Annotated in this window: 22 protein-coding genes; 13 read left to right on the top strand and 9 right to left on the bottom strand. The window is 38.1% G+C overall.

What is annotated here, in order from left to right:
• Positions 1-423 precede the first annotated feature (423 nt).
• Positions 424-804: a BlaI/MecI/CopY family transcriptional regulator gene (locus H4J75_RS04795; RefSeq protein ID WP_070375106.1), complete on the top strand. Its 381-nt coding sequence runs from the start codon at positions 424-426 to the stop codon at positions 802-804.
• Between the two features lie 71 nt (positions 805-875).
• Positions 876-2,858, top strand: a complete 1,983-nt coding sequence (locus H4J75_RS04790) for a M56 family metallopeptidase (RefSeq protein ID WP_182221516.1) — start codon at positions 876-878, stop codon at positions 2,856-2,858.
• A gap of 5 nt (positions 2,859-2,863) precedes the next feature.
• Here the strand turns inward: H4J75_RS04790 and H4J75_RS04785 are convergent, their stop codons facing one another.
• Positions 2,864-3,361 (bottom strand): Spy/CpxP family protein refolding chaperone, encoded by a 498-nt coding sequence (locus H4J75_RS04785; RefSeq protein WP_182221515.1) that lies wholly within the window; start codon positions 3,359-3,361, stop codon positions 2,864-2,866.
• Positions 3,362-3,602: 241 nt separating this feature from the next.
• On the opposite strand from H4J75_RS04785, the gene H4J75_RS04780 reads away from it, so the two are divergent.
• Genes H4J75_RS04780 through H4J75_RS04770 form a run of 3 tightly spaced genes read left to right on the top strand, consistent with a single transcriptional unit; the run spans position 3,603 to position 6,820 of the window.
• On the top strand, positions 3,603-4,316 hold the full coding sequence (locus H4J75_RS04780; RefSeq protein WP_182216048.1) for a response regulator transcription factor: 714 nt from the start codon (positions 3,603-3,605) through the stop codon (positions 4,314-4,316).
• Entirely contained in the window at positions 4,316-5,719 is a 1,404-nt protein-coding gene (locus H4J75_RS04775) for an ATP-binding protein (RefSeq protein WP_182221514.1), read from the top strand. The genes H4J75_RS04780 and H4J75_RS04775 overlap by 1 nt, the downstream gene beginning before the upstream one ends.
• 60 nt (positions 5,720-5,779) lie before the next feature.
• Positions 5,780-6,820: an alpha/beta fold hydrolase gene (locus H4J75_RS04770; protein WP_182221513.1), complete on the top strand. Its 1,041-nt coding sequence runs from the start codon at positions 5,780-5,782 to the stop codon at positions 6,818-6,820.
• A 2-nt stretch (positions 6,821-6,822) separates the two neighbouring features.
• Here H4J75_RS04770 and H4J75_RS04765 read toward each other — a convergent pair whose 3' ends face one another.
• Positions 6,823-7,761, bottom strand: a complete 939-nt coding sequence (locus H4J75_RS04765; protein WP_259366403.1) for a cation diffusion facilitator family transporter — start codon at positions 7,759-7,761, stop codon at positions 6,823-6,825.
• A gap of 95 nt (positions 7,762-7,856) precedes the next feature.
• Between H4J75_RS04765 and trmL the strand changes: the two genes are divergently transcribed.
• Entirely contained in the window at positions 7,857-8,321 is a 465-nt protein-coding gene (gene trmL / locus H4J75_RS04760) for a tRNA (uridine(34)/cytosine(34)/5-carboxymethylaminomethyluridine(34)-2'-O)-methyltransferase TrmL (RefSeq protein ID WP_070375112.1), read from the top strand.
• Between the two features lie 43 nt (positions 8,322-8,364).
• Here trmL and gpsA read toward each other — a convergent pair whose 3' ends face one another.
• The 5 genes from gpsA to H4J75_RS04735 all read right to left on the bottom strand — a co-directional run bounded on the left by gpsA (position 8,365) and on the right by H4J75_RS04735 (position 12,116).
• The gene (gene gpsA / locus H4J75_RS04755) at positions 8,365-9,372 is read right to left on the bottom strand and encodes an NAD(P)H-dependent glycerol-3-phosphate dehydrogenase (RefSeq protein ID WP_182216042.1); all 1,008 of its coding nucleotides are present in this window, start codon (positions 9,370-9,372) and stop codon (positions 8,365-8,367) included.
• A 55-nt stretch (positions 9,373-9,427) separates the two neighbouring features.
• Complete coding sequence (secB, locus tag H4J75_RS04750; protein WP_182216040.1) at positions 9,428-9,946, bottom strand: protein-export chaperone SecB; 519 nt, start codon at positions 9,944-9,946, stop codon at positions 9,428-9,430.
• Positions 9,947-9,989: 43 nt separating this feature from the next.
• Positions 9,990-10,244: a glutaredoxin 3 gene (gene grxC, locus H4J75_RS04745; protein ID WP_070375115.1), complete on the bottom strand. Its 255-nt coding sequence runs from the start codon at positions 10,242-10,244 to the stop codon at positions 9,990-9,992.
• A 26-nt stretch (positions 10,245-10,270) separates the two neighbouring features.
• Positions 10,271-10,699 (bottom strand): rhodanese-like domain-containing protein, encoded by a 429-nt coding sequence (locus H4J75_RS04740; RefSeq protein WP_182221512.1) that lies wholly within the window; start codon positions 10,697-10,699, stop codon positions 10,271-10,273.
• Positions 10,700-10,889: 190 nt separating this feature from the next.
• Positions 10,890-12,116 carry an RNA-guided endonuclease TnpB family protein gene (locus H4J75_RS04735; protein WP_182221511.1) on the bottom strand — a complete coding sequence of 409 codons (1,227 nt, stop codon included), beginning with the start codon at positions 12,114-12,116 and terminating at the stop codon, positions 10,890-10,892.
• 203 nt (positions 12,117-12,319) lie between these two features.
• Between H4J75_RS04735 and gpmI the strand changes: the two genes are divergently transcribed.
• The 3 genes from gpmI to H4J75_RS04720 all read left to right on the top strand — a co-directional run bounded on the left by gpmI (position 12,320) and on the right by H4J75_RS04720 (position 16,014).
• Positions 12,320-13,861 (top strand): 2,3-bisphosphoglycerate-independent phosphoglycerate mutase, encoded by a 1,542-nt coding sequence (gene gpmI / locus H4J75_RS04730; protein ID WP_182221510.1) that lies wholly within the window; start codon positions 12,320-12,322, stop codon positions 13,859-13,861.
• Positions 13,862-13,889: 28 nt separating this feature from the next.
• Entirely contained in the window at positions 13,890-15,041 is a 1,152-nt protein-coding gene (locus tag H4J75_RS04725; RefSeq protein WP_182221509.1) for a peptidoglycan DD-metalloendopeptidase family protein, read from the top strand.
• A gap of 208 nt (positions 15,042-15,249) precedes the next feature.
• The gene (locus tag H4J75_RS04720; protein WP_259364996.1) at positions 15,250-16,014 is read left to right on the top strand and encodes a divergent polysaccharide deacetylase family protein; all 765 of its coding nucleotides are present in this window, start codon (positions 15,250-15,252) and stop codon (positions 16,012-16,014) included.
• Between the two features lie 6 nt (positions 16,015-16,020).
• Here H4J75_RS04720 and H4J75_RS04715 read toward each other — a convergent pair whose 3' ends face one another.
• Positions 16,021-16,797, bottom strand: a complete 777-nt coding sequence (locus H4J75_RS04715) for a serine protease (protein WP_182221508.1) — start codon at positions 16,795-16,797, stop codon at positions 16,021-16,023.
• A gap of 152 nt (positions 16,798-16,949) precedes the next feature.
• Here H4J75_RS04715 and H4J75_RS04710 point away from each other — a divergent pair, with 152 nt between their 5' ends.
• Complete coding sequence (locus tag H4J75_RS04710; protein ID WP_182221507.1) at positions 16,950-17,774, top strand: patatin-like phospholipase family protein; 825 nt, start codon at positions 16,950-16,952, stop codon at positions 17,772-17,774.
• Positions 17,775-17,886: 112 nt separating this feature from the next.
• Entirely contained in the window at positions 17,887-18,693 is an 807-nt protein-coding gene (locus H4J75_RS04705; RefSeq protein WP_182221506.1) for a PEP-CTERM/exosortase system-associated acyltransferase, read from the top strand.
• Positions 18,694-18,806: 113 nt separating this feature from the next.
• On the opposite strand, the gene prsT is transcribed toward H4J75_RS04705, so the two are convergent.
• Positions 18,807-21,554 carry an XrtA/PEP-CTERM system TPR-repeat protein PrsT gene (gene prsT, locus H4J75_RS04700; protein ID WP_182221505.1) on the bottom strand — a complete coding sequence of 916 codons (2,748 nt, stop codon included), beginning with the start codon at positions 21,552-21,554 and terminating at the stop codon, positions 18,807-18,809.
• Between the two features lie 175 nt (positions 21,555-21,729).
• Between prsT and H4J75_RS04695 the strand changes: the two genes are divergently transcribed.
• Together H4J75_RS04695 and H4J75_RS04690 are read left to right on the top strand one after the other, a co-directional pair.
• Positions 21,730-22,605 carry a dienelactone hydrolase family protein gene (locus H4J75_RS04695; RefSeq protein WP_182221504.1) on the top strand — a complete coding sequence of 292 codons (876 nt, stop codon included), beginning with the start codon at positions 21,730-21,732 and terminating at the stop codon, positions 22,603-22,605.
• Positions 22,606-22,836: 231 nt separating this feature from the next.
• Positions 22,837-24,462, top strand: a complete 1,626-nt coding sequence (locus tag H4J75_RS04690; protein ID WP_182221503.1) for an FAD-binding oxidoreductase — start codon at positions 22,837-22,839, stop codon at positions 24,460-24,462.
• The last annotated feature ends 76 nt before the right edge of the window (positions 24,463-24,538 follow it).

Raw genomic sequence — 24,538 nt, 5'->3', positions numbered from 1 at the left:
AGAGCTTGACGTTCAGTACGACCAGCAATCAGGGCAATAAGTCTGGGTCGATGATGCCTTCGTGACCAATAACATCGCTAACCACTCTGTTTTGATGTCTTTTCTAGTGCATAATTATCTCGATTATCGATAAGTTCACTGCCCCCTGTAATCACGGAGCTTAGTCAAACACCATCAAAAATCACCGGTCGATGTTTAATTAATATCACACTAAAAATCGCTACCATTTTTACTAACTACCTCGCTCGTACTACATTAAACCTTGAGCAAATCAAAAATAAATTCAATTTAAAAACCTTTGTTATCATAGTGATATTTTAAAACAAAGCCACTAACAACAAAAGGTGTTGCTCATTTTATCAACACAAGATACGATTGCATTCGTATATAACTTATAATTATTCATAGTATTAAGGATTTTAGATGGCTCGAGATAATACAAATATCAAGCCTACAGAAGCAGAGTTAACTTTGCTTAATGTTCTCTGGAAAGTCGGTCCAGCAACAGTTCGTCAGGTACATGATGTTGTCAGTAAAACGCAAAAGACAGGCTACACCACTGTTTTGAAGATTTTACAAATTATGCATGAAAAAACCTTGGTCATTCGAGACGAAAGTAATCGTGCCCATGTCTATGCACCATCAAATAGTGAAACTTTTACACAATCTTCATTATTAAAAGACCTAGCTTCAAAGGCTTTTGGTGGCTCAACGTCAAAATTAGTGATGCGAGCTTTAGATGAATCAACCAGTAAAGAAGAAATTGCCGACATTCGTCAATTACTTAATGAGCTAGAAAAGTAAAAACTGCTACACTTGTTATAGTACAATCTAAAAAGTGCTATAACATGGAAGGATAATGTCAGATTAATTTAATGAGTAGTCCATTTTTATACAATTTATCGTTAACCCTTATCCATTTTCTTTGGCAAGGGATTTTCGTTGCGCTTGCGCTAAAGTTGGCATTAACCTTTACTTCTTATAAAAAACCACAATGGCGTTATGCGATGGCGTCATTGGCTATGGTAGCTAATTTATTACTGCCTTTTTTCACTTTCTATATTATCTCTCAAGCTGACTTTCCACAATTTGGTCCTTTATTAAATAACAGCATCTTGCTGGGCGATATCATAAATAATGACGCCCAAAACACAGCTGTTTGGTACTCCAATGCGGTTGAATTCTTACCCTATTTATCATTAACATGGGTAACAATAAGCTTTGCCTTAGCGCTAAAGCTGTTCATCGAATTATATAATGTTAACCAACTACCCAAAATAGGCACCTCGCCGGCAAATGCTGAACTTGAAGCCAGATTTCAGCACTTAGTTGAACAAGTAAAATTAACCTGTTCACCTCGACTTTTAATCTCGCTTAAAAATGATGTGCCTATGGCAATAGGTTGGTTAAAGCCGATAGTACTTGTTCCCGTTACTATGTTGACAGGTTTAACACCCGCACAACTTGATATGTTGATATTGCACGAACTGGCACATATTCGTCGACATGACTATCTAGTTAACTTCATTCAGACCTTGGTAGAAATCTTTTTATTCTTCCACCCCGCTGTGCGTTGGGTGTCAAAGCAAATGCGTAATGAGCGTGAATATTGTAGTGATGATATTGCTGTGCAGCATTGTGGTAACCCTGTTGCTTATGCGCACACTCTGGCAGATACCGCTTCAATATGTGACAGCCACCGTCATCATTCTATTCCCGCTATGGCAATGGCGGCATCGGGTGGTGATTTAAAGCAACGCGTTCTACGTTTAGTTGACCACGACCAACACTGCTCAACAACGACTCACTCAGGAAAATGGTTAGCGTCTATCGTCATTATTTTCTCAATTATTGCTGTGGGCAGTAAAAAATACATCCAAATTCCTAGCTTAGATATAGGCACTGATACCATTCCTTTATACCGCAGCGCCGATGATGACTTCAAAACATACACAGATAGTGGCGATGAAATAGCGTTACCTTCTTTGGCGCAGCAATTATTACACCGAGGCAATGAAAGTAATGCCTTAGAAAACAAACTACCCGCAAAGATGATAGCGCCATTTTTTCCTAAAAAGACCAATAAAAATCCAGTAAATGCTGAGCTCGTAGTCGCACAAGCTTACTTTGAGAACAACGACAGTACTAAAAACACGGGTAATGCCAACAATCCCCAAGAAAAGAATACTGTCGATACCTTAGCGACAGTCGTAAACAATAAATTAGTCGGGCTTAAAAAGGCTAAATCTGAACCTTTAAGTAATTTTACTGAATCTTTGGCTGTTCAAAAAAATCAAGCTGAACTGCCTAGTACTCAAGTAAAGGTAAACAAATCTTTAGCTCAATTGGCATTAAGTCAAACGGTTACTATGGGTAAATCGCCAGCAGAATTAGCCTTTGAGCGCACTGACTCAACCAAAAAAGCTTCATTATTAAAAAACCCATACGCTGCACAAATAGCTGATTTGACTAAGCAGCCATTAGCCATAAATTCGCACTTAGCGCTACCAACAACTCGTCGCTCACAGATGATAGAGCAAGTACTTTCCTCGACAAGTGAATCGACAACTAACTACATGCCAGAACACGCACCCGCGCAATTACTGACATCAACATACCCAAAATACCCTGCCAATGCTAAGCGAAAAGGTATTGAAACAGATGTAGAAGTTACATTCACCATAGATAAAAATGGCTATGTACGTGATATTCAATACGATGGTGAAGGCAGAGTCAGTTATTTTCGTAATACTATTCGTTCATCATTAGAAAAATGGCGTTTCACCCCGGCAAGTTATAATGACCAACCGGTAGAAAGCACCATGTCTAAAATATTTTCTTTCAGTATTGCTAGATAATAAGATTACTCAGCAAGATGCTTTCTTCTCCCATCATGCTTTTGATGTGACTGCATTTTTTCTTTTTGTGCCTCCGTTAATATCATCATAAAACTGTGTTCTTTCTTTGCTTTAATTAAGGCTTTTTGTGCAATAATATCTTGGTATTGACTTTGTAAATCAACAAAAGCTTGTTCATTAAAGTGCTCTTCCATCAGTAACACTTTACGTTGTTGATGAAAACCTTGCATGCTCTCTTTCAATACTAAACCACTTGTTTTTGCCGTTTTATTTATCGCCTTTGCCTGTTCACGTTGTTCGTCAGTAAGCGCTAAATACTTCGCCATTCTTTTAAAGTCACCTTTCATGCCACGCTTTGATTTGTGCTGATGGTTACCGGTATGCTTGGCATCATGACGGTCATTGTTAACGCCATCGCCGTTATTAATGGCCAACGCTGCTGTACTTGCTAAGGATAAGGTTAATACTGCACTGGCTAATAAAACTGATAGTTTACTTTTCATAAGATTTACCTCTGGGTTAAATTGATAATAATATCGAATAAGTTAATCAATCAATTACTGAGCGAGCTCGGTGAATCGATTCATTCTTCTAAGTGAGGTAACTATAAACCTTGCAACGCAAAGAAACGCAAGGCAGTGTAAAGTTTTTGTAAAGGCAACAACAAAGTCAGTTTTCTAATAACAGTTAAGTTAATATTAAGATACGCCAAATACCGTCACTAACAAAAGATAACAAAACCTCATGAGCAAACAGAAAATATTAATCATCGATGACGACAAAGAACTCACTGAGTTATTAACTGAGTATCTCTCGTATGAAGGATTTGAATTAGAAGCCTGCCATGATGGTGTTAGTGGTCTGGCACGTGCTTATGATGAAAAATTCTCACTGATATTACTTGATGTTATGATGCCAAAACTAAATGGCTTTGAAGTATTAAAAGCCTTAGGTGGCCAGCATAAAACGCCAATTTTAATGTTAACGGCTAAAGGTGATAACGACGACAGAATATTAGGCTTGGAGCTAGGCGCCGATGACTATTTAGCGAAACCTTTTCAGCATCGTGAATTACTGGCACGCATTAAAGCTATTTTACGGCGTATTAAAATAGTTAAGTCCAATGAAAGTACTATCAGCCATCAGCAAATTAATGAGGTCAGGCTTGAACATAGCACTCGTCAGGCTTTTTGCCATCAACAGTTAGTTGAATTAACCGGTACCGAATTTCAAATATTGGCTTTGCTGATGAATAATGCCAGTCAAATCGTCAGTAAAAATGAAATATCAGAACAAATTTTGAAACGAAAATTGAGTGCTTTTGATCGCAGTATCGACATGCACATCAGTAATATTCGCCGTAAGTTACTCGAGTTTTCTGCAAGTGATAAATTAAAAACCATTCGAGGCGCGGGTTATATCTTCCTCACAGGAGAGAGCACGGGGATAAATGACTAATGCTCAATAAAATTAGACAGTCATTTTCATCGATTGGCTTTAAGATATTTTTATGGTTTTGGCTGTTCGCCTTAAGCTCTATTATAGCAACACGATTTATCTCAGCGCAGTTAGCACAGAACAGTATTGTTTTGCCTGCACACCATGGTGACCTCAAAAAATTGAACCGTATCGCTAAACATATTGAAAGGAATAATACTTCAGCCGATGGACTTTTGCGATATCGAGGAAAGTCACCTAATGAAGCTATTATTATCAGAAATATTGATAGTGGTCAGCTCACCACCGATAGTAGCCGTTTTTTAAAAGACTTGGTTAGCTACCTAGAAAAAAATCGCTTTTCAGCCATCACCTCGATTCAATTTCCGAGATCTCGTATTACCGGCCCTAAAAATATCATTTTAGATAATCAACCCGTCGAACTATATTTAGCCATTAAAGGTCAGTCTCGACATTTTGATTCCTTTATTATGCAACTGCCCAATTGGTTGAAACTTGCCATCCCCATTGCGGTCAGTGCTCTATTAGCCTGGTTATTAGCACGAACATTAATTAAGCCAATATTGGCAATACGACGTGCGGCAACCGATATTGGTAACGGTCAGCTTGATGCCCGTATCGAACATGCCAATAAAAGAAAAGACGAACTGGGTTCACTTGCCACCAGCTTTAATACTATGGCCGACAAGTTATCATTAAATCTAACCGCTAATCAGCGTTTATTAGCCGATGTTTCCCATGAGCTTCGTTCCCCGATGACTCGCTTACAACTTGCGGTTGGCCTAGCTCAGCAAGCGATTAACAAACCCGAGCTGCAAAAAAAGCATCTCGCGCGCTGTGAACTAGAAGTTAGCCGTTTAAATGAAATGATAAGCGATGTGCTTTCTCTTTCTCGATTAGAAAACACCTTTCAAAAAATTAATTTGCAAACCGTTCATCTTGATGAATTATTAGCCGATATCTGTCAAGACTGCCAGTACCTTGCTGACGAAAAACATATCTTAATTACTATGAAGCACTTTTTCTCTTTGGATCTACCTGGAGATCAAAATTTATTAAGCAGTGCTTTTAGTAATGTCATTATTAATGCCATTAAATATAGCCCAAAGCACAGTGAAGTGGTCATTTATATGGCGAGTGTTATTCTCAATCAACAAGACAGTATTAAGATTATCATTAGCGATAGCGGTAATGGCGTTCCTCAAGGTACCATCGAAAAACTTTTTCAGCCTTTTTATCGTGTCGATGAAGCCCGAGATAGAAACACGGGTGGCACCGGCTTAGGCTTAGCGATAGCGCAGCAAGCAGTATTAGCACATAATGGTGAAATTAGTGCTAAAAACAACGACTCTGGTGGTTTATCTGTAACCATTACTTTGCCAATAAGCACAACACTGACATAAAACTGATGAGCATAAGTGAGTTATCACCGCTAATGTCATGCGACCTTAGGATTAAACAACATGGCTTTAGCGAAAATCAATAGTAATGACTATGGCAAAGAAAGTGAGCTTAGTGCTCGCTTATCAACTGAAATAAAACAGTTTTGGCAGCTAGGTTATTTTTCATCTTTTAGTGGCGTCGATAAAATAAGAATAAATTACGCAACCTTTACTCACTCCAAAAATCAAGAAAATCTTGTACTGGTTACCGGACGGTCTGAAAGCTATCTAAAGTATCAAGAGCTCGCCTTTGACTTATATCAGCAAGGTTATAATATATTTATCGTCGACCACCGTGGTCAAGGTTTGTCACAACGTTTGTTGAATGATAGCCAAAAAGGCTATGTAAAAAAATTTGATGACTACGCCGAAGATCTTAAAAAATTTATTGATGAGGTTGTTTTAGAAAGTGCCACAAATAATGCCAGTAAAACGCCCGCTAAAAAACCCCATTTATTAGCACATTCGATGGGGGGAGCCATTGCTGTTCGCATGATGCAGTTATACCCACTGTCAGCAAAATCTGCGGTGTTAACCTCGCCAATGATTGCAGTTAACTACGGCAATATCGCTAACTGGCTTGCCAAAGGGATTATTTATTTAGGTGATTTTTTTAACGCTTACTTAGCTACTGAAGCTAATTTTTTTATTGGACAAACGGCCTTTAACGATACACCTTTTGCTAAAAATGAGCTTAGTCAATCGACTGTTCGCTACCAAGTTTTTGTGGAACTTTATCAGAAAAATAAAGAAATACAATTGGGCGGCGTCACCACTCATTGGCTCAAAGAAGCCATTATCGCTAAGAAAAATATTTTTGCAGATTTAGCTAAATTGACTACACCTATCTTAGTCATGCAGGCAAGTAACGACACGATCGTTTGTAATAAAGCGCAAAACACTTTCTGCCAGCAATTGCACCAATACCACCAACAGTCTTGCCCTGAAGGCAAACCTTTCACTGTCGACAATGCGCGGCACGAGCTTATGTTTGAGCAAGACCAGTACCGCAGCCCCGCCTTAAAAAAAGCACTGCAGTGGTTTGATACACATTCAACTTAATGTTATTTCTGTTTCGGTTCTTGATCTACATTAACCGTTTTAATTGGCACCACTGAAGTGGGATCATGATGAATAAACACTTCGCAAGGCGAGAATTTCGCTTCAATTTCTTCTTCTATCGCTTCACCAATATCGTGAGCTTCCAGTAAAGACAGTCGGTCATCGAGCTCTAAATGAAATTGAATAAAGCGATGCGGGCCTGATTGTCGGGTTCTCAAGTCATGAACACCTATGGTCGAATCATGAGCAACCACAATAGCGGTAATTTCAGTCTGCTCTTCTTCACTCAGTTCATGATCCATTAAGTTGTGCACACTTAAGTAAATAATTTTTAAAGCGCCACTCAATAGCAACACTCCAACAAGACAAGTAAAGATGCCATCTGCATATAAAGAGTAGCCACTGCTTAAAATCAACGCCGCTAATACGCCCAGGTTTAATAATAAATCTGACTGGTAATGCAAAGCATCTGCACTAATGGCAACGGAACGGGTTTTGGCAATCACAAAACGTTGCAACACCACTAGTAACAGTGTCATCACGATAGCTATAATCGTCACCACTATGCCTATTTCTGTTTTAACAACCAGTTTGGGGTGAATAATTCGGTCAAAGCCATGAAAGATCAATAACAAGGCAGAACCGGTCACAAAAGCGGCTTGTACTAAACCGGCTAAACTCTCGGCTTTACCGTGACCAAATTTGTGCTTTTCATCGGCGGGTGCCAATGCATAATGAAGAATAACCACATTCATCAACGAAGCAAATAAATCCAACATCGAATCGGTGGCCGAAGCCAGCATTGAGCTAGCATCTGTTACCACCCAAGCATATAGTTTCAAAAGAAAAAGTAATAAGGCCGTTCCAGTAGCAGCGAAAGCAGCTACTCTTACCCAAAAACTGTAATCATTTTTTTTTGATAAAGCTTCACTCATAGTCATTACTTTTCCATGCTTGCTACTTAAGCGCTAATTTGTACAATATAGTAATTCGTTTGGTATAATACCTTATCATCTTCGAATTTAAGTACATTTTTATGTTAGACGTCGTTTTGTTTCAGCCACAAATTCCACCGAATACCGGTAATATTATCCGCCTCTGTGCGAATACAGGCTTTAGGCTACACCTTATTGAACCCTTTGGCTTTGACCTAGACGATAAAAAGCTTCGCCGAGCAGGTTTAGATTACCATGAGTTTGCAGCCATTAAGCGCCATAAAGATTACCAAGCTTTTATCGAAAGTGAACAACCTGAGCGAGTTTTAGCGGTAACCACTAAAACAACCAATTACTATGGTGATATTGCCTTTAAACCTGGGGACTATTTACTTTTTGGCTCAGAGACCAGTGGTTTGCCAGAAGAAGTAAGACAGCAAATACCCGATGAAGATAAAATTCGTATCCCCATGCTAAAAGACAGCCGGAGTATGAATTTATCGAATGCCACCGCAGTGCTTATTTTTGAAGCTTGGCGACAAATGGGCTTTGAAGGCTCAGTTTAAATTTACAATAGTAAAGATAAACGAAGCCAAACAAGGTGTAAAATTATTCGACAGTACGGTCGCGGGACAGTAAATCAGCAGCGGCTAGCTTTGCTGATTTTCCGCAATAAAGTACCTGATAGACTTGCTCAACTATCGGCATTTCTACGCCCATACGTTGTGCTAGCATATAAACTTCTTTGGTATTACGATAGCCTTCAACAACTTGGCCAATATCAGCCATCGCTTTTTCAACATCAACGCCGCTGCCAAGTGCTAAGCCAAATCGACGGTTGCGTGATTGATTATCAGTACAAGTTAAGACTAAATCACCTAATCCAGCCATCCCCATAAAAGTACTTGCCTCGGCATTAAGTGCACAGCCTAAACGTGTCATTTCAACTAAACCACGGGTAATTAACGCAGTACGAGCATTGGCACCAAAGCCAATACCGTCGGCGATGCCAGCACCAATAGCGATCACATTTTTAACCGCACCACCGAGTTGTACACCAATAAAGTCTTTATTTGCATAGACCCGAAAGGTTTTGCCACAATGTAATAGATCAGAAATTTCAGTGACAAAATCATCATCAGTTGACGATAATGAAATAGCCGTTGGTAAGCCAGCCGCCATCTCTTTTGCAAAGGTTGGCCCAGAAAGCACGGCCAATGAAATATCATCCCCCAGAATATCACGGGCAACATCTTGCAGTAATCGACCTGTTTTATGATCTAAACCTTTGGTTGCCCAAGCTATTTTAGCCTTTGGTAATAAGTAGGGTTTAATTTGGCTGAGCATTTCGCCGAAGGCATGACTCGGTACAACCACTAAAATGTTTTCACTCGCTTGAACAGCACTTTCAAGATCGTTAGTCGTTGTCAGTGAGGGTGGAAACTCACTACCCGGTAAATATTTCTCATTTGAGTGAGACGCTTGCATTTGCGCAATATGTTGAGGATCTCGTCCCCATAATACGGTTTTGTGACCATTTCGAGCGAGACAAATAGCAAGGGCAGAGCCATAAGACCCTGCCCCCAAAACCGTGATTTTTGCCGTTAATTTCGACATATCATCACTTCCATTTTATTGTTACTACTAGCCGATTTTGAAAAAAAACCGTTAATTAGTGAGTTTCACTGCTCGCAGGCATCTGTTCAGTTTGTGCTTGTGCGGCACGTTGTTGAACATATGAAGCAAATAGTGCTTCAAAGTTTACTGGTGCTAAATTAATTTGTGGAAATGAACCACGACTCACTAAATTCGCCACTGACTCACGTGCATACGGAAATAATGTTGTTGGGCAGAATGCACCAATAGTATGAGCAAGTTGTGCTTCAGGTAAATTACCAATAGAAAAGATACCAGCTTGTTGGACTTCAGCTAAAAAGGCCGTTTGCCCTTCAACAGTCGCGGTAACGGTTACTGAAAGAACAACTTCATAAGTATCTTCAGCCAATTTATTTGATTTAGTATCTAAATCTAATTGAATTTCAGGCTTCCAATCTTTTTGGAAAATAGCAGGAGAATTTGGCGTTTCAAAAGAGATATCTTTTGTATAAATACGTTGAATAGCAAATTGTGGTGCGGCTTGTTCAGTAGCTGCTTCTGGCGCATCAGCGTTATTGGTGTTCTCATCAGACATAGTTTTTTCCTATTGTATTTATTATTTTATATAATGATGACTTTTAATCTTTTGCTAAAAGTTCATCTAATTTATTAGCGGCGTGAAGTGCGAATAGTTCATCGCAGCCCCCGACATAATGATCACCAATAAAGATTTGTGGCACAGTTACACCGCCACTACGCTTGATCATGGCATTACGCAATTCTGTATTATTGTCGATTTTAATTTCATTAAAGCTTACTTGTTTCTCTTCGAGTAAAGCTTTTGCTCGCATACAGTAAAAACAAGTTACTTTAGTATAAATATCAACTGTCATATCAAACCTTTATTAGTTATTAGCTATTATTTTTTAACCAGTGGTAAACCGGCATTAACCCAAGAATTCATACCACCCTTTAACAAGCTTACTTTAGTAAAGCCTGCTTTAAGTAATTGGTTAGCAACCGGGGTAGCAGTAATTCCTGCGGTACATACAACTATGATGGGTTTATCTTTATAGTTTTCAAGGGTAGCAAAATCATTATTTGATACTTTCTCTTTCACTAAATTTTTCGAATCGATGATACGACTCGCTTTAAATTCTTTTTCGGTACGAATATCAACTACTACACCTTCTTCACGGTTTACTAAAAAAGTAAGTTCCTGTGTAGATATTTGCTTAATAGGAGACATTTGAATACGAATAGTCGTCACAATAATAAGAACGACAATAACTGCCCAAGCAGCGCTTAGTGCTGGATGATTACCAGCAAAAATAATTAATTGATCCATAAAAATAATAAATATTGGTTGAATAAAAAGTTGACGATAGTATACAGAATTACCAAGCAAACCCAAAAAGAACTTTACGTGATAAGCGATTAAATCAATGAAAAGGTTTTTTTTGTTGATACAACCGACTGATAACGAGTGAACTACTCGGCACTAAAGTACCGAGCTTCTGCAATTTAGCTTTTAACGGCTAGGCTGCTTCTTTTTTCTCAGTTCCCACACCAAACTTTGATTGCTCAAAGACTTTCATTTTAGAAGGTGATTTCTGCTGAGCTTTGGGCAACGCCCTAACTAATATCCCATTAGCTATTAACTCTTTTTCGCCTGTGTCTGCAATAGACTTAGCCGCAGAAAAATCTCTACACTGCACTGTGCCGCAGCGCTCACACGCGAAATTTCTCACTCTCAAATCGAATTTATGCTCATGTTTGCATTCGCAACAAATGCCTGACGATTTCACATATCGACCTATTTCATGGTACACAGCGCCATTTAATTCAGCCTTGTACTTAGTTAACACTGTGACCATACCCATCACATTATCGTTCACCATTTGGCCATTAAACTGCTGCATTCCTTTCACGTTTAAATCCTCAAACACGATAATATCACTGGTCTTGGCTATCGAACATGATACTTCGTGAGCAAACGCTAAGCGTTGGCGAGAGATTTTTCCATGAAGTTTATTTAAGCGTGTTTTTGTTTTGTGCCAGCGAGTAGAGCCTTTCTTTCGACGGCTCAACTGGACTTGAATTTGCTTTAATTTGGTTGAAGATTTTTTGAAAGCTTTCGGATTTTTAACGTACCACCCATTTGAACCAACGACGGTGTACTGGCTGTTGATATCATAACCTACAAGCGTTGATAGCACTTGCTTTGCGCTTTTGCACTCAACTTCTTGAGTGAGTGAAACATACCATTTTCCGTGCTTAAATTGCACCGTAGCTGTTTTGATTTTACTGGCTAGTTTTCGATGTAATACAATCGGCACTTTACCAATTTTTGGAATACTGATAGCGCCATTTTCTATGCGAATACAATTAGAATTGTTAACACATCGAAAGCTATCATCGTGAAGCTTTTTTTGTTTAAAACTGATTTTAAACGTTGGGAATTTCTGAGCCCGACATTTAGTGAATGAATTTTTCAGTGCCGTTTCAAGGTCGCGAGCCACTTGCTGAGAAGCCGCAGAATCAAAGGATTTCAGCCATAAGAGTTCATCGAATTTTTTTAAATCTCGAATCAAACCAGCCATTTCATGGTAAAATAAAAACGTTTTATCATAGCGATATCGACGTATATTTTCAGACAGCAACAAGTTCCATAGCCCACGAGCATATGAGCCAAACACAATGAGTTTGGCTTCTTGGTTTGCTGTCGGCTTGAGCCGGTAATTGTATCTAAGCGTCCTTTTCATATACTGTATAGAGTACTGTACAAGCAGAGATTGTCAAGAAATTATCGATTCATCTCGGCACTAAAGTACCGAGTTTTCTCGACGGTGCTGATAAAAGCACACAATTCATTTGAAATATTTTGTCTAATACCACACAAGCAATTCTTGATTTGCCTTGGTATACTGGTGAATAATTAGCTAATTTCACCGTTATGGAAACTAAAATGCCAAATAAAAAACCTACCGTATTACTGATTTTAGATGGTTGGGGATACCGAGAATCTACAGAATCTAATGCTATTTTTCATGCAAGAACGCCGGTACTCGACGATTTAAATGCTCGCTATCCACATATGTTAATTGGCACCTCAGGCATGGCAGTAGGTTTACCTGACGGACAAATGGGCAACTCAGAAGTGGGTCACGTTAATTTAGGCGCTGGTCGTATTGTTTATCAAGACTTCACTCGTATTACCAAATCGATAAAAGATAAAGAATTTAACAGCAACAAAGCACTTAATGATGCGGTTGATAAAGCCGTTAAAAATGATAAAGCCGTACATATTTTTGGCTTATTATCACCAGGTGGCGTTCATAGCCATGAAGATCATATTTTTTCAATGCTCGAACTCGCTAAAGAAAAAGGTGCCCGTAAAATTTACTTACACGCTTTTCTAGACGGCCGCGATACGCCACCACGTAGCGCAGAAGCGTCATTGATTAAAGCACAAGAAAAATTCCAACAGCTAGGCTGTGGCCAGATAGCTTCGGTAATTGGTCGTTATTATGCCATGGACCGTGACCAACGTTGGGATCGTGTCGAATTAGCCTACAACTTAATGGTTAGTGGTGAAGCGCAGTATAAATATTCAAGCGCAACTGAGGCATTAGCCGCCGCTTATGCCCGTGATGAAAATGACGAGTTTGTTGCCGCTTCAGCGATTGTAGACAAGAACAACCAAACCATAGAAATTGATGATGGTGACTCCTTAATTTTTATGAATTTTAGAGCCGACCGTGCGCGTCAATTTACCCGTTGCTTTACTGAACAAGACTTTTCTGGCTTTAAGCGTAAGAAGTGTCCTGCTATTGCTGACTTTGTCATGCTCACCGAATATGCCGGTGACATAAAAGCCAATATCGCTTTTCCTAAAGTAGCACTTGAGAACGTACTGGGTGAATGGTTAGAGAAAAACAACAAAACGCAATTACGTATTTCAGAAACAGAAAAATATGCGCACGTTACCTTCTTCTTCAGCGGTGGTAAAGAAAGTGAATTTGTTGGCGAACAGCGTATTTTAGTACCTTCTCCACAAGTTGCCACCTACGACTTGCAGCCAGAAATGAATTCAGCGTTACTCACTGATAAATTAGTCGCCGCCATTGAAAGCGGTGAACACGACTTTATCGTTTGTAATTATCCAAATGGTGATATGGTGGGTCATACTGGAAAGTTTGATGCTGCCGTAGCCGCTTGTGAAGCGGTTGATGCTAGCGTAGGCCGTGTTGTTGCCGCTCTAGAAAAAGTGGGTGGCGAGTGTTTAATTACTGCTGACCATGGCAATGCTGAACAAATGGTTGATAACAATTCAGGGCAAGCACACACAGCGCATACCTGTGAACCTGTGCCGCTAATTTATATTGGCCGACCCGCTCAACCAGCAGAAAATGGCGCATTGAGTGATATTGCGCCAACAATATTACAGCTGATGGATATAGAGCAACCCGAGCAAATGACCGGTCATTCGTTAATGAAGTTTATCTAAGAAAATTATTATTAAAATGAAATTTACCGTGAAAAAAATATCTTTATTTGCATCAATATTCAGCCTTAGCTGCGTATTGATGTCGGTGAACGCCACTGAACAGTCGTCGAGTAATGGTGATACGACCAATAAAACCAATCAAGCATTGTCGAAAGTTCAGCAGCAAATAGTTGAGCAAGAAAAATCGATTAAACAAACGAGTAATAAACGCTCATCTTTAGAAAATCAATTAAGAAATGACGATATTTCAATCGCTAAAATAGTAAAGGCGATGATTAAAACCCAAGATGATTTTGAAGATACTCAGCAAACATTAAAAGAACTCGCGCAAGAAAAAATAACCTTAACGCACAAGAAACAGCAACAAGAAAAAGTGTTAGCCCAACAATTAAGAGCCGCTTATACATCGGGACATCACGACTATATTAAATTATTACTTAACCAGCAAAGCCCTGCTAGCGTAGAACGTACCGTTACCTATTATAAATATTTGAACGATGCTCGCATCAAAGAAATTGACCAATTTCAGATTGTCTTAAGTGATTTGCTCGCCGTAACGACACAACACCAAGAGCAAGCCAAAAAGTTAAATCTCATAAAACAACAACAAGCCGAACAAAAAGTCGTATTTCAAAACACTAAGCAAGAACGAAAAAACACCATTCGCGCATTAAATCAAGAGCTGCTTGGTAGCAAACAGCTGTTAGCTCAATTAGTGGCCGAAGAACAAAACTTAGTGGTGGCATTACAACGAATCGCAACATTAGCACAGCAAAGTGCAGAGTTAGTTGGCCTAAAAAAATTAAAAAGAAAACTTTCTTGGCCGGTTAAAGGCAAAATTAGCCACAGTTTTGGCTCTCGCAAACAAGGCTACTTAAAATGGAAAGGTATTTTGTTAGCCGCTCCTGTTGGTAAACAAGTTAAAGCCATTCATAACGGCACGGTATTATTTTCAGATTGGTTAAAAGGTTATGGTTTAGTCACAGTGTTAGATCATGGCGCCGGCTATATGAGCCTATATGGCTATAACCAAGCGTTATTAAAGTCAGTAGGTGACCGGGTAGAAACCGGTGAACCGATAGCACTTGTTGGACAAAGTGGTGGGCAGAGTCAATCTGGATTATATTTCGAAATACGCAGCGATGGTCAGGCAGTAAACCCTAAAGCTTGGTTTAAATAAAGTGAAAATATAGCGCCTGCTGAGTCTTATTTTTCTGCTAATAAAAACAGTCAATTCGCTGTAAATATTTCGAAATACCCAGCGATGGTCAAGCAGTTAACCCTAAAGCTTGGTTTACATGAAGATAAAAAGTTAACTTCTCCTCGATTTTAACTTTTTCTACTGATAATCTCGGTTAATAATGATGTTTTCCAAATTAAGAGTTCTTTTGCCTTTATTCCCACAACTAATTATTTTATTGACGTTACTAAGTATAACGCCTTTAGCAACCGCTAAAAACGCACAAGTTGCCATTATTATTGACGATATTGGTTACCGAAAAAGTGATGCTGCCGTGCTAACCTTACCCGGCGCAATAACCTTCGCTATTCTCCCCCATACGCCTTATGGTAAAAGGCTGGCTTTAGAAGGCTATCATAAAAATAACGAAATTATTTTGCACATACCAATGGAAGCAGAAAATGGTAAAAAGCTAGGACCTGGCGCACTAACCGTTAAAATGAATGAAGAGTCAATCCGCCATCAGTTAGCACTTGCTTTCGCTGAGATACCTTTTGCTATTGGTATCAACAACCATATGGGGAGTAAACTAACCAAACTTTATAATCCTATGATGTGGACCATGCGCTTTTTAAAAGAGCGAGATTTAATTTTTGTCGACAGTGTTACTACCAACAAAACCAAAGCAGAACATATCGCCCTTCAGGTAGGTGTTCCAACAACCCACCGACAAATATTTTTAGATAACGAATTAACCACTGACTATATTGATCAGCAATTTATGCAGCTTATAGAGCACGCCCAGCAATATAAATCAGTGGTGGCTATTGCGCACCCTCACCCTGAAACGATCGCAGCACTCAATCGTTTAATACCGTTACTCGCAGCCCTTGATATTGACTTAGTGCCCGTTTCATCCTTAATAGACTCACCCAAAATCCTGCAAGACCTTACCGTCATAACTGAAGACTAAAAATTACTAATTAGTACCGAGATAATCAATGTTATCTTTTTTTAGTAAGGCTAATAAATATTTAACCGGAATCGCGTATGTTATGCCACTAGGATTAGTAATAACCGCTTCCTTTGACTCCTGCACAAACACCTTATTAATAATACCAATCACTTCTCCTGAATCAACATCATATAAAGCACTGCCACTATTGCCAGGGTAAGCGGTAGCATCAAGTTGATAAACTAAATAAGGATTACGTAACATTTTCAACATCTTAATACTAATTTGCTGAGCATTATCCACCGGGATTATCGTTGGTGTAATACTGGCAATAATACCGCGGTGGGTCACAGGGTATAGACCTAAAACAGCGCCAATAGGAAAGCCCGTAAATGCAACATAGCTGCCCTCTCGACTAAATTCTTTATTTGCAAGTTGCATCGCGGGCAGTGGCGCGCCATGGATTTTTAGTACGGCGATATCGTGCAACTGCGAACTAGCAACAATATCAGCGGTTCGCACTTTCGCCGCTTTTCCAGAGCCAGTAAACACCGCCATCTGTTGAAGAGTATTTTCATCAAGTTCTTTGGGTAAAACGTGAAAGTTGGTGACCACATAGCGGCCATTACCGATAACAAAGCCACTGCCGTTCAAACTATTTTGCTGACGACCCGATGGGGTATGAACACCAATACCCACTACTGACGGTTTTATTTTTTCAACGGTATCCGCTAAATCGGCTAGTACTGAGCTGGTATAAAAAATTAAATAAACACTTAATATTATTTTCAAATAACGCATCTTAAACCCTCCATTCATTATAAATATTATTTATCGTCAATAAGTTTACTGCGTTTTACTCGCAAAAACAGCTATGATTACTCATAATTAAAATAATTATAACAATATGTTATATCTCTGTAGGCAGCTATTTCTTAAGGTCGTTCAACAATATGACAAAAAAAACAGTAGTTCCTATCTTCGCTGGTGGCGGCACACGACTGCCGGCACATGTTGGCATCTTACATGCGCTACAAGCTTATGACATCGACTTCAATCACTTAGTAGGGGTTTCAGGTGGCAGTATTGTTAGCAGCTTGTTTGCAGCTGGCTTAAGCCCAGCGGAAATTAAAGATATCGCTTTAAATACTAACTATAACAAGTTCCGAGAATTTTCATTATTAAAATTAATTCGCAACGGCGGTTTAAGTTCAGGTGACCGTTTTGAACAATGGATGGATGGCCTACTCGGTGGAAAAACATTTGCCGAGCTTGATTATAATTTACATATTGTTGCAACAGATGTCGCTAAAGGTACCCCCGTTATTTTCAACAAAGAGCTCACCCCTGATGTAAAAGTATCACTGGCAGTAAGATTCTCGATGTCCATTCCCTTAATATTTAGTTTTAAGACTTTTGGCGAACATGTCATGGTTGATGGCAGTATTTTATCTGAAGACGCCCTACATCGAGACTGGGCAAAAGATGGGACACCGGTTTTATGTTTTCGCCTTAAGGGTGAGCATGAAAATAACGAAGTTAATATTAAAGGTTTTTTCCCAATTTATAAGTACGTAACCCTGCTTATTCGTACCTTTATGACCACGATCTCGCGCGAATATATTAATGAAGCCTTCTGGCACAATACCGTAGTAGTTAATATTGGCAATTACTCTGCCGTTGACTTTTCCATGACGACAGAGCAAAAACAAAGCTTATTTGATATTGGCTTTAAAACAGCAGAGGAAGTATTACCGATAAAACTGGGAAAAAAATAAAAATTTTAACAGTTAATAGTAATATTTCTCCGGTATTAGGTTATATTAATAGTATGTCTCGTGACGCAATGACTTCTATCACGAAATAACATGAAGACAAATGGATGAGAAAATGAGTCTAAGCAAATTAATATTAAATTCCCCTATCATTGGCGATGTCGCAAAAAAAGTGGCGTCGTTTAAGGTCAATCATGATGCCGGAAATATTGCGGAGCATTTCACCAAGTTTCTCAAGCCACAATACGCCTCTACTAAAAGCCTTCGTAACGAAGTATTTAAAATTCGTCACAATGTTTACTGTGAAGAATTAGCCTTCGAAAATCAAAAAGATAATGGTATGGAAATGGATGAGTTTGATCCTCACTCTATTTTTGCTCTAATTCAGCACAAGCCAACCAATAATTACACCAGTTGTGTACGTATAGTTCGCTCAAGCAATGAAGATGAATTGTTACCGATTGAAAAGTTTTGTTATGACGCGATTCAAAATAAAGACTACGATCCTAAAAAATTCAAACGTGAAGAGATTGGTGAATTTTCTCGCTTGGCTGTAAAAGCTGACTTCAGACGTCGTAAATCAGATCGTTTTAAGGGTTCTGCCATTGGTGCCATTAGTGAAGGTTCATATTCTGAATCAGAACTGCGCTGTTTCCCATTTATTGCGATAGGTTTGTATATGGTTGCTGGCACTTTAGCTATCGATACCGGTATAAAGCATGCTTTTGTTATGATGGAGCCACGTTTAGCCCGTAGTATGAAGTTTGTTGGCATTAAATTCATACAAATTGGTGAGCCTATTGAATATCATGGTTTACGCGCTCCTTATTATATTAATGCTGAAATATTTTTAGAAAACCTAACAAGTGGCTTTAAGAGCTTGTATAAAGAAATACAAAAAGATATCCGTAGCCAGTTTTAATTAACTATCTCGAATATTCACTGTTCATAATATCATCAGAGAAAATACTGATAAAAGTAGCGAAAATAAAATGTACGTCTTCTCTTTTCGCTACTAATACAACAAACCTTCAACTATTCAGACAATTTCCTTTTTTTCTCTATTTGCTCCGCTGATACCACCGTTATTTCGCTCAATATACGTTGGGCTTCTACTCTATTATTATTTGCTAATAACGTTTCTACATAGTTTAAAGCAATATCAGTATCTTTCCCTTTAGACAAATCATAAGCTTCTTTTGCTTTTGCTAATGCTTCGACTTTATTATCTAATTTTAATAAGACCTGAGCGTAAGTATCAACAACATTCGGTATTGTCGAATTAATAGCATAGGCTTGTTTCGAATATTCCAGGGCCTGTGAATGTTTTTTGTCTTCCATATACAGCCATGATAAATTATTTAATGCCACAATATTTTTCGGGCTAGCTTTAATAAGTCGTTCATATTCAATAATAGCTTTGTCTTTATGTTCAGCTAAATACATATTTGCTAAACTCAGGCTAACGCGAGGATCAATTTTATTTTCTATGTTTTCCTTATCAGAAAACTGCTCTAACAGCTCAATAGCTTGCGATTTTTGATTATTTCCTTCCAAAGCAAAAGCTAAAAACGTCGCATTATTACTAGTAGGTCTGGCCTTATACTGCTGCTCAAGTTTAGGTATTGCATCAATAAAATTTCTTTCCAGTAAGAAAATCCTACCTTCTATTCCTGCTTTTAAATCTTCATTAACATCAAATTTTTCTAATGATTTAAACAAATCTTTCGCATCTGCTATTCCACCACTATCTAATAAAACCTGCATTTTCACCAAATTAATCATTAGATTGTTAGGATGCTTTTTAGAGGCTTCATCTAATACACCCAATGCTCTGTCAGGAAATTTTTTGCTCGTCCAATAATTTGCTAATAAAAAGGCAGGTTCAATATGATAAGGATTATTCTTAAACCACTTATCTAAGATTGAATAGACATCTTTAGCATCTGGCTGTTTAGCATTAGCCATAAGTACTAACTGCCAATAACGTTTTGGGGTTCTTCCACTTAATTGATAACCATTCAATATCGTACTAGCTTGCCTAAATTGATCTAACTGTATAAGAGCTTCGGCTAATAGCATTCCATGTTTAACATTATCGGCATTACTTTTTTGAGCCTGAGCAATCACCTCTAAGCCTTCTTCATTTTTGTGAAACTCAAAGTATAGGCGAAGTACTTCAATATTATTCGGATGTGCTTTAAGTGCCTGCTCTGTCAATAACGTAGCTTGTTCGGTATCTTTTTGATAAGCAGCCAACTTTACAATTTCAGTTAATGCGTACACATTATTAGGCTCTAATGCTAGGCTTTTCTCTAATGCAGCCTTTCCTTCCTCAAATTTATTGTTTTTGAATAAGATTCTCGCCTGTAGATTATGTCCCCCTGCTTTATTTGGGTATAACTCCAACCACTTGTCTGCAATTTTAGTAGCTCTAGCCAAGTTTCCAGACTGAATTGAAGCAAAGGCCAGTGCAAGCTCTGCTGAAATCAATTCAGGGTCTTGCTGTAAAGCTAATTCTAATTTTTCAATGCCAGAAGGATCGTTCATCATTAGTTTTAAAATACCGGCTCTTGCAACTTCTTCAGCCGTCATATCCTCCGCACTAGAGGCATAATTAGCCATTTCTTGTGCTTTTTCGTAAGCCCCTACTTCTAATAATTCATAGCTTAATGTAGATAAAAACTGTGCGTTTTCTTTATTATTTGAGTCGTAACCATTTAGTGTTTCACTAATATCATCAATCAAACCTAACTGTAATTGACTTAACGCAAGCATTCTTTTGACCGGATGTTCTGCGGGTAAATATGAAATCAAATCTTTCAGATGAAGATGGCTTTGCTCATAGTTTTGCAAATAAAAAGCACTTGCCCCGGCAACTAATTTCAAACTAAAAGAATTAAACCCTGAACTTAACGATTGATTAGCAAGAACGTTTGCCGTTTTGTAGTCTTTATTTTCAAAGCGTGCCATCGCCTTAATATATTGTAAAAAAGGTTGAGTCGGAATTCTTGCTAAAATAACATCAGCAATGGCTTCAGCCTCATCATATTGGCCATTTTTGATGAGAGAATCAGCGATAAAAAATTGCACTTTACCTGAATTAGGTTGTAATACTTGATATTGCTTAAAGCTATCAACAGCTAAAGCATAGTTATTTTCAACCGTCGCAATCTGACCTTGTAACATAAGTGCATCAGCATTGTTTGGCGTTGTCGTTAAAATTTGCTTCACAAGTGAACTTGCATGATCAATATTTTGTGTTGAGAAGGCTAAATAGGCATTCGCTAACTGGCTGTAGCCATCTGATCCAAATAGAGAAAGTGCTTCATCAACTATTGCCTGGGCAAGCTCATTTTTCCCAGATCTCAATGATGCTAAAGTTTTATAGGCGAGGTATTGAGTATTTGGCATTGATAAAGACTTTTCGTGTATTTCAAGCGCTAAAACATCGTCATCAGATTCTGTCAATATATAGGCTCGAGCGAGTAAAGGGAGAACTTTATCAAAGTCATATTTTAATTTATTAGCGCGTTCTAACTCCTTCACCGCGTTTTCGGCATCACCATCACTTAAATATAACCGGCCTAGTAAGAATCGCGCATGTGCATTTTCACCATCAATTTTAAGGGCATTTTTTAATGAAATAATTGCCGCGTTGTTTTGCTTTTCTAAAATTGAGCTCTCTGCTTTGGTTATATATGTTTGTGCCGACTCAGTGTCAGAACATGCAGATAAAACCATAACAACACTTATACATATTATCGACTTTAAAAATTTCATTAAACTTCCTGTATCTTTTTTCTGGATTAAATACTTACATATGATACTAAAGCATTAAGACATCTTTTTATATGAAATATAAATAATCACACTTACGTATAAATATATATGACAAATGCTTTTATCGTGTGTATTGTTATTTGATAAAAAACTCTCTAAATAAAAGGAATTTATTATGTTTAAAATATTAGGCTTTATTGTATCTGTACTCTTATGCTCACTTCCCGTTTCTGCAAAAATTAAAATTGAAAAATACCAGCTTCCAATCATTAATTACGTAAGTATTCCCGTTCAAACACTTGAAAATAACTGGCTAGTATCGGCAAAATTAAGTATTCCACGAACAGATAACACATCAAAAATGCCTGCAGTAGTCATTATGCATAGCTCAGGCGGTATAGATAGCACGGGTGATTTTTACGCAAAGTCGCTTAATAAAAATGGGATCGTAACCATTGAACTTGATCTTTGGGGCGCTCGCAACCTAGCCGGAGGAACCGACAGACCAGCCAGTCCACAAGAAACCTTACCCGATGCTATTGCTGCATTACATTATTTAGCGTCAAGACCCGACATAGACTCGTCTAAAATAGGTATTATTGGATTTTCTTGGGGTGGAGTTTTATCCATGTTAACGGCTACTGAACAATATATGGGTATGACAGGTAGCTCTCTTCGATATGCCGCCCATGTTGCTCATTACCCTGTTTGTTGGGTATACAATAATGTTCCTGGTTTTGAATTTGAAAAACTCACCGGTGCACCGGTATTAATTCAAACCGGGCAATATGACGATTACGATTTACCTGACACCTGTTCAAACATGGTGAATAATTTGGTTGATGTAGATAAGGAGTTAACTGACCTTAATGTATATAAAAAAGCTTACCACGCATGGGATAGACTTGAACCGACATTAATCGTTGAAGATCCCTTTGCACATTTAGGACAAGGCGGCACTGTTACCTTAAAGCCGAATAAGAAACTTGCAGTTAAATCTCGTCATAAAGCAGTTAAATTTTTCAACAAAGCTTTTGATCTTAATGAGTAATAATATTTAAAAATATCAGCAAATATAATAAATACCCTGTGATGCCGGTAGCTTTCAAAATAAAACGACTGGCATCACAATACGAGTTTTAAAAAAGCAATAACTCCCTCTACAAAATTTTATGAAACTGATGCAGGATCAATAAAAACACGAATTTATTGTCTTAAAAATGCCAATAAAATTATTATGTCATATAATAATTTACAATCTATATATCCAAAAAGAGTAACTATGAATAACCTAATTTCGCTATTAACAACAATAGTGGGTAAAGACTACATTTTTACTTCAAGTGAAAAAGTCGCTGAATATAATTTAGGAACGTTCCCCCATAAAAATACAAATAAAATTGTAATCAAGCCTGCAAATACAGCGCAAGTTCAGCAAATAGTTAAAACTATTAACCAGTATAATTTATCCAATGACGACTCAAAGTTTGCAATTAGCACGGTAAGCTCAGGAAAAAACTGGGGATATTCGGCGCAAGAACCAAGTTTTGATAATGCCATATTAATGCAACTCTCACGTATTAAAGAACTCGATAACTACGACGACAAACAAGGAACTATTACCTTAACCCCAGGTGTAACCCAACAAGATCTTTACGAATACTTACAAGAACAAGGTGGAAAGTTCTGGATGGACGCCACAGGGTCGTCTCCTGAGTGTAGTATTATCGGCAATACGATGGAAAGAGGTTTTGGCCATACCGAATATGGTGATCATTTTAACAACGTTTGTAGTTTTGAAGTGATATTAGCTGATGGCAGTTTAATTAACACCGGCTTTAAACAGTTCTCAAAAAATGGTGTGATACCGGTTGCAGCAGATTGTTATAAATGGGGCATTGGCCCTTATGTTGATGGTTTATTCACGCAATCAAATTTTGGTATTGTCACTAAGATGACTTTATGGCTTATGCCAAAGCCTGAACATTTTGAAGCATTCTTTATCAGCATTAAAGACGAAGATAAAATAGCTGATTTAATAGATGCACTACAACCGTTAAAATTAAATGGCATTATTAAAAGTTCAGCGCATATTGGTAACGATCATAAAGCTATTCAAGCACTCAGCTTTTATCCTTGGAAAAAAGCGAAAAATCAAACGCCATTACCCGAATCCATCAAAAACACGTTAAAAAAGAAGTTTATGGTTAATGCTTGGAGTGTATCGGGTGCATTCTACGGCACAAAGGCGGAAGTAAAAGTATGGAAAAAAATACTTAAACAGGCGATTAAACCCGTTACAACTGATATCAAGTTCATCGATCAATCGACTTTAAATCTAGCGATGAAATTTAAAGGCATACTGAGTCTAATTACCGGGATAGATTTCAATAGTAATATCCCATTGCTTGAAAAAGTATTTCGTCTCAAACAAGGAATTCCCACTAATTACTTTATTCCGAGTACTTATTGGCGAAAGAAAACACCACCCAAAACTATCGACGGATTAGATCCCACCCAAGACAACGTCGGTTTATTATGGTTAGCCCCAATAGCCCCCATTGATGGCCAACATGTAAAAGCAATGGTTAAGATTATAAATGCTATTCAAATTAAATATGGTTATGAACCAGGATTATCTATCACGCTATTAACTGAACGAACTTTAGACTGCGTTGTGTCGCTGGTTTATGATCGTGATATCGAGGGTGAAGATGTAAAAGCTTTAGCGTGTCATGATGAGATGTTTGAAGCGCTAACCAATAAAGGCTATTTTCCTTATCGGCTTTCGAGCCATGCGCATGAAGCCTATAGTAAAATTGACAGTTCCTTAATACCTCAGTTGAAAAAAATAAAGAGTGTTCTTGATCAACAGACTGTTTTATCACCAGATAAATATGGGATTTAGAATTACGATAACTAGGGATCATTCATTATAACAAAACACCTTGGCCTAATAAGTTGTCAGGTTTTTTTACACTATT

The organism is Colwellia sp. BRX10-1, from assembly GCF_014077545.1.
Lineage (GTDB): Bacteria > Pseudomonadota > Gammaproteobacteria > Enterobacterales > Alteromonadaceae > Colwellia_A.
Note: the sequence above shows the minus strand (reverse complement) of the source record. Positions and strands in the feature narration are given on the sequence as shown.